The organism is Enterococcus sp. DIV0294 (assembly GCF_050558155.1).
Taxonomy (GTDB): domain Bacteria; phylum Bacillota; class Bacilli; order Lactobacillales; family Enterococcaceae; genus Enterococcus; species Enterococcus faecalis.
In genome coordinates, this window is record NZ_CP187889.1 from 2,690,481 (window position 1) to 2,702,500 (window position 12,020).

9 protein-coding genes (1 of these 9 only partly in view) are annotated in these 12,020 nt (G+C 39.6%); 1 reads left to right on the forward strand and 8 read right to left on the reverse strand.

Features of this window, described 5'->3' with window-relative positions; translation table 11 throughout:
• Positions 1-40: 40 nt before the first annotated feature.
• The 8 genes from IGJ20_RS12975 to IGJ20_RS13010 all read right to left on the reverse strand — a co-directional run bounded on the left by IGJ20_RS12975 (position 41) and on the right by IGJ20_RS13010 (position 11,038).
• Positions 41-1,603 (reverse strand): PucR family transcriptional regulator, encoded by a 1,563-nt coding sequence (locus IGJ20_RS12975; RefSeq protein WP_126254840.1) that lies wholly within the window; start codon positions 1,601-1,603, stop codon positions 41-43.
• 23 nt (positions 1,604-1,626) lie between these two features.
• A complete protein-coding gene (locus IGJ20_RS12980) occupies positions 1,627-2,874 on the reverse strand; it encodes a peptidase U32 family protein (protein ID WP_126254841.1) in 1,248 nt (415 codons plus the stop codon).
• Positions 2,875-2,901: 27 nt separating this feature from the next.
• Positions 2,902-3,822, reverse strand: a complete 921-nt coding sequence (locus IGJ20_RS12985) for a peptidase U32 family protein (protein ID WP_126254842.1) — start codon at positions 3,820-3,822, stop codon at positions 2,902-2,904.
• 179 nt (positions 3,823-4,001) lie between these two features.
• Complete coding sequence (locus tag IGJ20_RS12990; RefSeq protein WP_002354721.1) at positions 4,002-5,036, reverse strand: FUSC family protein; 1,035 nt, start codon at positions 5,034-5,036, stop codon at positions 4,002-4,004.
• 217 nt (positions 5,037-5,253) lie between these two features.
• A complete protein-coding gene (locus tag IGJ20_RS12995; RefSeq protein ID WP_010821975.1) occupies positions 5,254-7,749 on the reverse strand; it encodes an ATP-dependent Clp protease ATP-binding subunit in 2,496 nt (831 codons plus the stop codon).
• Between the two features lie 2 nt (positions 7,750-7,751).
• Positions 7,752-8,219, reverse strand: coding sequence for a CtsR family transcriptional regulator (locus IGJ20_RS13000; protein WP_002354715.1), 468 nt, complete (start codon positions 8,217-8,219; stop codon positions 7,752-7,754).
• 304 nt (positions 8,220-8,523) lie between these two features.
• Positions 8,524-9,753, reverse strand: a complete 1,230-nt coding sequence (locus IGJ20_RS13005) for an aminotransferase class I/II-fold pyridoxal phosphate-dependent enzyme (protein ID WP_202522614.1) — start codon at positions 9,751-9,753, stop codon at positions 8,524-8,526.
• Positions 9,731-11,038 carry a PTS sugar transporter subunit IIC gene (locus IGJ20_RS13010; RefSeq protein WP_315985678.1) on the reverse strand — a complete coding sequence of 436 codons (1,308 nt, stop codon included), beginning with the start codon at positions 11,036-11,038 and terminating at the stop codon, positions 9,731-9,733. Before IGJ20_RS13010 ends, IGJ20_RS13005 begins: the two co-directional genes overlap by 23 nt.
• A gap of 145 nt (positions 11,039-11,183) precedes the next feature.
• Here IGJ20_RS13010 and IGJ20_RS13015 point away from each other — a divergent pair, with 145 nt between their 5' ends.
• Positions 11,184-12,020, forward strand: partial view of a MurR/RpiR family transcriptional regulator gene (locus IGJ20_RS13015; protein WP_002354705.1) — the 5' portion only. The gene runs 21 nt beyond the window's last position; the window shows 837 of its 858 coding nt (coding positions 1-837); the start codon lies at positions 11,184-11,186; the stop codon falls past the right edge of the window.

The following is a 12,020-nucleotide window of genomic DNA, read 5'->3' on the forward strand; positions in this document are numbered from 1 at the left end:
AAAAAGCAGACAATCGGCTACTGCCGATTGTCTGCTTTTTTCATTCGTTCGTGACCAAGCGATATAAGATCATCGCCAAATAGACTTCATAGGCTTCGGCGGCGTTGGTCATATCATAGCCGAGCGCTTCATTAATTTTACTGATACGATATTTGACCGTATTTTTATGAACAAATAGGCGTTCGCCGCATTCTTTAAAATCACTACTTGCATCTAGTAAAAACGTCCCTAATGTCATTAACTGCTCTGATTCTTTTAAGAGAGGTTGGATAACTGCTAAGCGTTGTTGGATTGCTTCTTCTCCTGCTTGGAGACACGTCATCATTTGTTGAACTGTACGAATTTCCGCGATTGATAACACTTTTCTTTGTGGATAGACACGCTTTAAAAACGGCGCGACTTGATTAGCGGTTTGGTAGCTGACACGCACTTCAGTCGTGTTACGAACTTTCGGACAAAGGATGATTTCACCTAAATAGTCCTGATAGTCTGTGGCTTGCAAGTATTCTTTACTAATCGTGGCTTCAGGCTGCTTGTGTAAATAATTACCTAAGAGAACAATCAGATAATTTTCTGTTTGCTGGACAATCGTTGTTTGGTAATAGTAACGTAGGAAATCTTTCAAATCTTGCTGAATAGCGTGGATTTCTTGTCCTTGTTGCCAAATGGGCAAAAGCCACATCGTTTCGACAGAAGAAATATTAATCATTAATTTTTTGGCTAATTGGTACATCTTATCACTTTCATCGTTAATGATTGCTTGGACTAAGGCATACTCACTGACTTCGTCATAGTTTTTCCCCCATAAATTCAGAGCCATCTGAACGACTTCCACCGCTTGATTCATCTCAAAAGAGGTTAACTGCTCTTCTTCTCGAATGAAGTAAAGCTTCAATGTTTGTCCATCTTTCTGAGGAAGTTTTTGCGAGGTAATGAAGTAGGTCGTTTCTCCCAGCGCTACTTTCTCTTGTGATTGATAAAGTAACTTGGTTAAGGGCAATTTCGTGCTTCGCGGCCAATTGATGGTGCTGATGATTTCATTGGTATAGGTGGTTAACGCAATATTGACTTTTAAAAAATCGGATAGGATTTTCAAGGTCATTTCCACACTGCGGTTTTGTTCAGGCAAAAGGGAAACTTTTTCCAAGAGGTCCGTTGCAAAAGAAGTCATTTTATTTTTATTGACTAACAATTTCATGACTTCATAAATGACTTCGTTATAGCGTAATGTGGGATCGTTTTTAGGCATTTGGATTAAAATAAAACCTAAAGAATCCGCTAATTGAATCACTTCCTCTGCAACTTTCGGTACGATAATCCCGACGTAGTACAAGATTAGGCCTACTTCGCCTAATTCATGGAGATGCCGAATCGTTTCACATTGCTTCACCACATCATGACGAATGGCACAAAATGAACCAATCAAAATTTCGCCAGCATGGTATTCATTTGTTTTGTGAAGTTTTTCCGAAAACAAAGACATATCAGAGACTTCTAAAAAAGAAAGAGAAGCAACAGATGTGTCCAATTGGTTTTTACCAGAAAGTACCGTTGCTTCTCGCAAAGACGGTAATTTTAATAAATCATTCACGCGGACACTCATATTTACTCCTCCTTTTGGCTGGTTTATTTTTTCTTACGAATCATATCGCCGACTGCAACAGGTTGCGTCACTTCCATTGTTAATAACATCATGGGATTAGGTGCCCGATCGATCGCTTCACCGTCTTCATTATACATCTCTTTAACGGTTTGGTGGAAATGGGTAAACCCAGGACCATAAAATTCAATTTCATCGCCGACACTGAAAAGGTTCCGTTGACGAATCGTTGCGACTTGCGTCTTTTCGCTGTACGCAATCACTTCGCCAACAAATTTATATTGTGGAATTTTACGACGTTCGCCGAATAATTGTTCATTTTCACTTGGTGTATTGTAATAAAATCCAGTTGCTAATTCACGTTGTGCTACTTTCCATAATTCATCAATCCACTCTTGTTGGCAGACATAGTTTTCAGGATCTTCCATGTAAGAATCGACGGCTTTTTTATACACATTAGCGACTGTCGAAACATAGTGAATGGATTTCATGCGGCCTTCAATTTTAAAACTATCGACACCATTTTCAATTAATTCTGGAATATGTTCAATCATAGACATATCTACGGCGCTCATTGAAAACTCTTCTTCAACTTCCCCTTCGCTGGTTTTGCTCCGACGTTCTGTCCCAAAAGGCATATCAAATAACTCGTATTTCCAACGACAAGATTGAGAGCAACCGCCACGATTGGCATCCCGCATCGACATATGGTTGGATAAAGTACAACGACCTGAATATGAAATACACATTGCTCCATGAATAAAGGCTTCAATTTCAATGTCCGTATTTTCACGAATCGCTGCAACTTCCTCCATTGAAACTTCGCGCGCTAAAACCACACGTTCTAAGCCTTCATTTTTCCAAAATTCTAATGTTTCATAATTAGTTGCTGAAGCTTGTGTCGATAAATGGATAGGTAAACCTGGTGCTTCTGTCGCACAAATTTCGATTAAAGCTGGATCGGAAACAATCACAGCTGAAATTCCGATGTCTCGCAATTCTCTGAAAAACGCTCCTGCCCCTTCCTGGTTTCCTTCATGAGTGACCATATTGGCAGCGACATAAACTTTCGCATTATGTTCGCGGGCAAAGGCTACGCCTTCCGCCATTTCTTCTGGCGTGAAATTTCCTGCGCGGCTACGCAGACCGTAGGCATTCCCTCCGATATAAACGGCATCGGCACCGTAACGAATTGCGACTTTTAGTTTTTCTAGCGTCCCGGCTGGAGCCAACACCTCGGGACGCTTCAATGTTCGTTCTGTCATTACTTTCATGTTCTTCTTCCCCTTAAATGAATCAATTTATTTTATTGCATCGGCACTTAAATCAAAGAAACCATTGTCTAAGCCACGACCTGTTGGATGTAATTTTTCAATTTCAGCTGTTGCATGAGCTGCTTGATCTTCTGACCAAGTTCCCGCTTCAAGTGCTGCTTTCGCTTCAGCAAATAAGCGAGCAATCGCGACAAAATTTTCACCTGGTGTGTAAAGGCCATCGAGCTTCCATGTGCGATAGTGATGGTCATACAAGTTTGTTAACTCATTCATCAAGTTCACATCGTTATTGGCAAAAATATGCGTACCATGACTATCTTCATAAATGGAATAGTGGGTTTCTGGTTTTTTTGGTTCAGAAATAAACAGCCCTTCGTCTTTCGTAACCCCTTTGTCGTTCTTTGTGTAATTGTAGTAATTTTGAATTAATGGGCGTTTCGATTGATGAATACACGTCGCCCCATAGACAAGAATTTCAGCTGGAACTGCTAAGTTTTCTTCCATTGCGACCATTTCTTCAAAAGGTACTTCCCGAGCTAGGACAGCTCCGATGGCTCCTCGTTTACTCCAAAAATTGATTTGACGTGAGCTCGTTACCAAGGTTTCGCCATCATAAACGTAAGGAATTTCTAATCTATCTCGTTGCATAATAAACACAATACCCGGATCACCCAAAGTAATTTTATCGACGTTGATTTCTTTTAAAAATGTCAGATACTCTGGGACTAATTTCATTTTTTCAGGGTGCATAATGCCATTTACTGCAACTAGCACTTGTTTGCCCATTTCATGTGCACGTTTCACAATCTCGCGTTGTTCATCTCGTGTAAAAGATACGGGCAAACGCAACCCGAATGTTTCTTCTCCAATATATAATGTATCCACACCTGTTGCGAGTAATTCTACAGCCTGCTCAACAGATTCTGCAGTTGCAATCAGTTCAATCATAAATATAGCCTCCTTCTTTATGACCGTTTAATAGTATCATACGTTCACAAACTTTAAAAGAGCCTATCTGTATTAAACGTACATTTTTCACAATGTTTCCGAAAAAAATTTTGGTAGAGAAGCACCATCCGCTTACCTACCAAATGTTCTTTTTTAATTACTGATCATCTGTTCTTTGGTCACTCGTTCAAGTGGTATTTTCGTTCATAAAACGTTACTACAACGGTGAATAGCCACGCTGCTGCTAAGCCTAACAAGCTGCCTAAAACAATCCCTAAAAAGCGGAATTGAATCAACGTTATCACGTACTGCTGACGAACGAGCAATGACAGCATCAGAGCCATAGGCGTTGTGAAAAATTGCGCCAATCCATAATTACGACGAATAAAATACTCAACGGTCACAAATAAGATTGTAATCACGACAATCGATTCAAAAGTTGTCAAAGCTAAATTAAGCAGAAAAGCGGAAATAACCAATCCAATCGTTGTGCCAAAAATTCGCTGAATATTTCGCTGCTTAATCGCACGTAAATTGTCTCCTTGTAAAATGGATGCACAGGAAACGACTAACCAATACGGATTCTGTAAATGTAAACTTTCGCTGATATATACAGCAAAAAATAAGACAAAGCTATAATATATGCTATCTAATGGCGCTTCTGGATGCCGATAAATTCGTTCCCGTAATGATCGCTTAGCTAGCGGGGCACTGATTTCCTTCTCTGTAAAATGCAACACTAGTGCAAACAAAATAGAAAAGCCGATACCTAATAACATACAGCCACTCATGAACGGAATTTTTGCTAACGGAATACTCGTACTGGCACCCATCGCTGTCACCATCACACCAAAGAAGGCCCCTGGTTTTGAAATATCGTAGACTTCAAAGAAAAAGCGGCCACCAAAACCAACCAGTGCAACAACAATGGGAATAAGCCATGCAATATGGGTCGATAACATGCCTAACAAATTTCCTAAAAAAAGGTAACTACCGACCACAGATAAACGAGTCATTAACTGTTTTAATGGTAACGGCTGATAATATAAAAAAGTAAAAATACCTAACGAGCCAAAGCTTGAAATCAATAATTGATGATTGATATAGCCCAAAAAAAGAATGCTGAACATAACCAAGCCAGCAAACACTAGTCGAAAAGGATTATCCTTTGGACGTTGATAATGTAGTAATTCTCGAAAAAAAGATTGTTCCATTCCATCACCCCTCCTTATTAACGTAGCACAGAAAAATCAATCTGGCAATTCTCAAAAAGAAATCGCCACTGGAAAATAGAAAAAGGAGCGTGGGACAAAAATCACTTTGGATTTTTGCTCCACGCTCAAAAACTGATACACGGCGAGAACAGAAGCAACCCCTTCGGCTTATTTCTCGGAGTTAAACACTTCTGTCCCGACCTCCTTTGCATCTCATCTATACAGTTTGTAATTCTTTCGCTTCTGTCTTTGGTGCTTTTGGTGCCCGCACATTTAACGTAATTTTGCCTTTGCTAGCACCTAAGGTTACTTTATCCCCTAACTGAATTTGACCGGAAAGAAGGGCTTCACTTAAACGATCTTCCACTTCTTTTTGCAAGGCCCGACGAATTGGACGTGCGCCATATTCTGGATCAAACCCGACTTTACCAATAACTTCAATTGCAGCTGGTGTGATTTTCACTTTAACCTCTTGTTCGGCCATCCGTTTCACGACAGATTGACTCATAATTTTTACGATTTCATGAATTTCCTCTTGTTTCAAGGAATGGAAGACAACCGTTTCATCAATTCGGTTTAAGAATTCTGGACGGAAGGCTTTTTTCAATTCTTCCATGATTCGTTTTTGCATTAATTCATGATTTTTAGAAATGTCTTTCACATTGAAGCCGACATGTTTTTCTTCACGAATCGCTGTTGCCCCTAAATTGGAGGTCATGATTAAAATCGTGTTACGGAAATCGACTTTTCGTCCTTTGGCATCCGTTAAATGGCCATCATCTAAGACTTGTAATAAAATATTAAAGACATCTGGATGGGCTTTTTCTACTTCATCTAGCAAAATAACGGAATAAGGACGTTGACGAATTTTTTCAGTTAGTTGGCCGCCTTCTTCGTAGCCGACATAACCTGGAGGAGAACCGATTAAACGGCTAGTGCTGTATTTTTCCATAAACTCAGACATGTCCACGCGAATCAAAGCTTCTTCGCTGCCAAACATCGCTTCGGCTAAGGCTTTGGCAAGTTCCGTTTTCCCAACCCCTGTTGGTCCTAAGAACATGAAGGAACCAATCGGTCTTGCTGGGTCTTTCAAGCCACTACGCGCACGACGGATAGCGCGTGAAACAGCTTCAACTGCTTCATTTTGGCCAACGACCCGTTGATGTAAAATGGTTTCTAATTCCATCAATCGTTCGCTTTCTTTCTTCTCTAGCTGCTGCAAAGGAACGCCTGTCCATTGTGAAACGACTCCAGCCACATCTTCTTCTGTTACTTGCGTACTGTAACCAGACAGACTTTTTTCTTTCACTGCAATCAATTCTTCTAGTTTTTCCATCACTTGTTTTTCTTTTTGACGAATCCGAGCAGCACTTTCAAATGATTGGTTTTGAATGGCCTCTTCTTTTTCCGTAATTAATTGAGAAATTTCGGTACGCAATTCATTAATTTCTGAAGGTTGATCTGCCTTATCTAAACGAACTTTTGCTGCAGATTCGTCCATTAAATCAATTGCTTTATCTGGTAATTGGCGGTCATTTAAATAGCGAATCGATAATTGAACCGCTGCATGTAGAGCTTCATCTGTAATTTCTACGCCATGATGTTTTTCATAGCGTGAACGCAAGCCTTTTAGAATTTCTTCTGCTTCTTCTGGCGTTGGTTCTGCTACTTGAATACGGGCAAAACGACGTTCCAAAGCGGCATCTTTTTCAATATATTTTTGGTATTCATCCAGAGTTGTCGCACCAATTGTTTGCAACTCGCCACGTGCTAAAGCAGGTTTTAAAATATTTGAAGCATCAATCGCCCCTTCTGCACCGCCAGCACCGATCAAGGTATGCAATTCGTCAATAAATAAAATGACTTGTCCATCTTGATAGATTTCATCGACAACTTTTTTCAAGCGATCTTCGAACTCACCTCGATATTTGGTTCCAGCAACCAAGGCACCCATGTCTAGCATCATTAAACGTTTGCCTTGCATATCTTCAGGGACTTCCCGGTTGACAATTTTCTGGGCTAATCCTTCTGCTATCGCTGTTTTTCCAACACCTGGTTCACCGACTAGGACAGGATTGTTTTTGGTACGGCGACTCAAAATTTGGATCAAACGACGGACTTCGGTCCCGCGACCAACTACTGGATCCAAGCTTTGTTCTCGTGCTAACTTGGTTAAATCTCTTGCTAAAGAATCCAATGTTGGCGTCCCTTGTGGCGCATTTTTATTTTGACCATTCCGACGACGTTGTGCACTATTGGGTTCGGAAACGCCCATTTTTTTCAATAATAATTGACGCATTTTGGATAAGCTTAATCCTAAATTCACTAAAATTCTAGACGCTAAAATTTCTTCGTCTCTTAACAAGCCTAATAATAAATGCTCGGTACCAATCTTTTGAGCCCCTAAGCGCTTCGCTTCATCTCCAGCATAGGCAAAGATTTGTTTGGCTCTTGGTGAATAAGGTAAGTATAAGTTGTTATTCCCCATTGGACTTTGCATGGTGCCATAGCCACTTAAATGCTCAATTTCTTCACGGATGTCTTCTGTGTCAGTATTCAATTGTCGTAATGTTTTTCCGGCAATCCCATTCGGTTCTAAAACGAGTGCTAATAATAAATGCTCAGAACCGACGGATTGATGACGAAAATACTTCGCTTCTTCTTGGGCAATCGCCAGTACGGCTTTCGCACTTTCTGTAAATAGTTCATCCATAGTTATTCCTCCTCATAGCTCAAGCGCTCTAAAAATGAACGCATTATTTGAGCTCTTAGAAAATCTTCGTGATTCCCCAGACCATTTAATGTGCTTTTACTTAAAGCAGCTAGCATTAAATTGCCTTCCTTTTTCGTAATCACTTCTTCTTCATACAATGTTTGAATAAATGTTAGCGCATCTTTTTCTGTTAAGGTTGCGCCAATTAATTGATCCATTTGTTTTAGTAATTGATCGTTATCTGAAATTTGTACTTTGACAATGCGAATATAGCCGCCTCCACCACGTTTACTTTCAACTGCGTAGCCTCGTTGGATGGTAAAACGTGTATTAATTACATAGTTAATTTGTGAAGGAACGCAATTAAATAAATTAGCCATTTCCGCCCGACGGATTTCAATTTTATTACTTTCTTCTAAAATCTTTTTTAAATAAGCCTCGATTAAATCTGACGTATTTTGATTACTCATAGTCTTCCATCCTTCTTCTCTCTTGACTAATATTGACCATTATTATATCGAACTTTGCCTATTAAATAAAGAGGAACGCTTTGACTTTAATAAAAAAATGCAAAACAGGAGGAGCATCCTCAGTCAAACTGACTTAAGTTCCCCTCCTAAAATTGAAAATATGTTATTGAATCACAGAGGCTGAGACAAAAGTATTTAGCTCCAAGAAATAAGAAGAAATTTCCGAAAATTGTTCTTTAATTTTTGGAGAATTTCGGCTTATTTCCGAAGGAGTTGCTTTTGTTCAGCTGATTATCTTAATGTCTCACAAAAGCGTTTCTTCGCCGTAGGCTTGATCCAAGGCTTGTTGAATATCTTCGATAATAGATGTTGGCTCTTCCAAACCAACGTACATGCGAATGTGCGCTGGCGACAAGCCTCTTTTCTGAACAGCCGCTAAGTTATTGCCTTTGAATACAGGCAAGGCCAAACTTTCAAAGCCACCCCAACTGACCCCAATTGTGACCAGCGTCAATGCGTTCACAAATGTTTTCAAACGTTCAAAATCGGTATCTTTTAAATCAATCGCAAACAATGAGCCATAACCTGTTAAATATTTTTCTGCTAACGCTTGTTGTTGTTGATTTCCTACAAAAGGATGATATAAGCGGCTGATTCGCGAATCCTTTTGCAAAGCCGACAGCACCGTTTGGATGGCTTGAGACTGATGCGCCAACCGAACGGGCATGGTACGAATACCTCGTAACGCTAACCAAGAATTGAAGGGACTATTGACTGCTCCTAAAGCTTGATGACCATGTTCAAAAATTTGATCTACAAGCGCTGCTTTGCCAATGACAGCCCCTGCTACAATATCCGAATGACCACCAATATATTTGGAACAAGAATGAATCACCAGGTCCACATTATGGCATAATGGATGCTGAAATAACGGTGACGCCCACGTGTTATCAATGACAGTGTATGCGCCTATTTTTTGTGCTAACGCAGTTATTTTTTCTAAATCTAGCAGTTCAAACTTTTGTGAGGACGGACTTTCAAAGTAAATGACTTTGGTGTTTTCCTGAACAAATTGAAAAAGTTCTTCTGTTTCTGCAACGTCTACTTTGGTCAAGGATACGCCAAATTTCTCTAAATATTGCACAAACGAAACAGATTCTCCATAAATTGTATTGACCATTAAAACATGATCACCTTGTTGGAGCAACGTAAACAGCGTTGCCGAAATAGCGCCCATTCCTGAGGCAAAAACTTTACATTTTTCTCCACGTTCCAAACGAGCAATTTTTTTCTCTAAAATTTCTGTTGTGGGGTTGGTGCCACGTGTGTAAACATAATTATTTTTTTCATCTATACTCGCTGCCATAAATTCTTCGTAAGTTGGAAAATAAAAGGAAGAGGTTTGAACCAACTCGGGCACCATCGGATGATACATTTTTTCCATTCCTTTTTCCACTTCACAGCAAATATTTTCATCATTCTCAACATGCATTTCCTTCACTCCTCTTTCTCTACAATGTTTCTGGTACTTCATGGGCTTCTTCTTTTTGATATTGTCGATCTAAGGCTTTTACAAATGGATAATAAATAACGACACTAGCGGCAACAGCTAAAACTTGCGTCACTGCACCTTGCCATTTTCCCACTAAAAAGCCCGAAAACAGAAAGGGCGTAGCCCATGGTGCTTGAATGTTTGTAAACATTGGCATGAACCCAATTTTCATTGACAGAAAGGCAATCAAGACCGATACAATCGGCGCGACCGCAATCGGAATCAATAATAAAGGGTTAAAAATAACTGGGAGTCCAAAAATCAAGGGTTCATTAATGTTGAAAAATGCTGGAACAAACGAAATTTTCGACATGGCTTTCATTCTAGATGAATGTCCGACGATGGCCATTGCAATAGCCAAGCCAATCGTGCAACCAGCGCCTCCAATTGTGGCAAATTGATCGAGCATTTGGACCGTGCCAAAGTTGCCACTTTGAGCAGTTAATTGTCCTAATTCCGCTAAGCTTTGGTTTTTGTCTGCATTCGCATACAAAATAGGATATAGCATGGAATTGATGACAGTTGGATGAATTCCAAACCACCAGAACAGTCCATTTAAGCCAGCCACAATAATAATTGCAAAAGGGGTTCCGATTAAACCTTGCAGTGGCGCTTGAATCACCGCATAAATTAATTGCGGGAAGGAATCCGCAAACGAAAGCCCAATCCCATTAATCAATAAAGCCACCGCTACCACAAAAATCCCAGGAATCAATGCACTAAAAGCTTGGCTCACCATAGAAGGCACGCTTTCAGGCATTTTGATGACTAATTTTTTCTTAATACAGAAACGAGTCAATTCAACCGAAAGAATTGACATAATAATGGCCGTAATCACCCCTTGCGTTCCTAACCAATCAAACGATAAAACTTTCGTCACAACTTCGCCTGATTCTGTGATCACCGTTTTCGGTAAAACGACTACGTAAGCAACAATTCCTAAAATTAATGAAGTTAAACGATCCATTTCGTAACTTTCCGCCAATTTATAGGACATCGTCCCAGCAAAAATAATTCCCATCATGTTGAAAGTCGCTCGATAAGCTGGTGAAATCATATCCGCCCAACCTGCACCGAAAATTCCAGCCATAAAATTGCCATACCCTGCTACTGGAAAATCTGTAATCAACATAAAAATCGATCCAATAATTGTTAACGGCATAATTGCAAAAAAACCATTTCTTAAGGCTTGAAAATAACGTAAACTTGTAATCCTTGAAATTTTAGGCACTACGGCTTGCTCCACCCAGTTTGTTAACTTATCCATTTCACTTCTCTCCTTAATCCTTTGTGATATCCTCATCATAAAGAAACCGCTTTCTGATGTAAATACAACTAACTGATTCTGTAACTATGTTTCATAATTCATACGCTTAAGGTATACTGAAAGCGAAACAAAGTACCACAGAGAGGTGAACCCATTGAATCTAATCGAATGTTTAGAACAAAAAGAACGCTATACATATAACGAAGGGCTAATTATTGATTTTATTTTATCTCATACTGAACGAGTCCTGCATATGTCGATTTATGAACTAGCAGAAGCCACCAACTCTTCAACTTCCACGATTGTTCGTTTGTGTAAAAAAACAGAAACTAGCGGTTTCAAAGAATTTAAAATCCGCTTGTCCCGCGACTTAGAAATTCACTACCAAGCAATCCGGAATGTTGATGCGAATATGCCTTTTTTAGCGCAAGATTCTGATTTACTAATTGCCAAGAAAATTGCGCAGTTAACGACTGAAACTGTTCAATCCACCCAACAGTTATTAACCGAGGCCATGTTAAATAAAAGCATTGATTTACTTTTAACCGCTGAAAATATTTTAGCAGTGGGGGTCAGTAACTCCTACATTCGCTTAACGGATTTTCAAACAAAGTTATTACGCATTCAGCTATTTATCCATTTAATCCCTTATCAAGCTGAACAATTTTATTTAGCCATCAATGCCACCAAAAATGACGTAGCCATCCTCGTCTCTTACAGTGGTAACACTGCAGAAATCGTAAATGAAGCACGGATTTTTGCAGAAGGAGGCACTCCGATTATTGCCATTACTTCAGACTTGAACAGCCAATTAGCTAAATACGCCACAGTGATTTTGCCCATTCCTAACGTTGAACATGCAGATTTCAAAGTCTCGACCTTTTCCTCTCAACTAGCCATCGAATATATTCTCAATGTCCTTTATTCCTGTATTTTTAGTCGCAATTTCGATAAGAACTACACATCACAAAAAAATACACCT

Excerpts from the sequence above, each read along its gene's own strand:
- IGJ20_RS12985 (WP_126254842.1), bottom strand. The coding sequence starts at position 3,822 with ATGATTGAACTGATTGCAACTGCAGAATCTGTTGAGCAGGCTGTAGAA.
- IGJ20_RS12990 (WP_002354721.1), bottom strand. The coding sequence starts at position 5,036 with ATGGAACAATCTTTTTTTCGAGAATTACTACATTATCAACGTCCAAAG.
- IGJ20_RS12975 (WP_126254840.1), bottom strand. The coding sequence starts at position 1,603 with ATGAGTGTCCGCGTGAATGATTTATTAAAATTACCGTCTTTGCGAGAA.
- IGJ20_RS12995 (WP_010821975.1), bottom strand. The coding sequence starts at position 7,749 with ATGGATGAACTATTTACAGAAAGTGCGAAAGCCGTACTGGCGATTGCC.
- IGJ20_RS13010 (WP_315985678.1), bottom strand. The coding sequence starts at position 11,038 with ATGGATAAGTTAACAAACTGGGTGGAGCAAGCCGTAGTGCCTAAAATT.
- IGJ20_RS13000 (WP_002354715.1), bottom strand. The coding sequence starts at position 8,219 with ATGAGTAATCAAAATACGTCAGATTTAATCGAGGCTTATTTAAAAAAG.
- IGJ20_RS13005 (WP_202522614.1), bottom strand. The coding sequence starts at position 9,753 with ATGAAGTACCAGAAACATTGTAGAGAAAGAGGAGTGAAGGAAATGCAT.
- IGJ20_RS12980 (WP_126254841.1), bottom strand. The coding sequence starts at position 2,874 with ATGAAAGTAATGACAGAACGAACATTGAAGCGTCCCGAGGTGTTGGCT.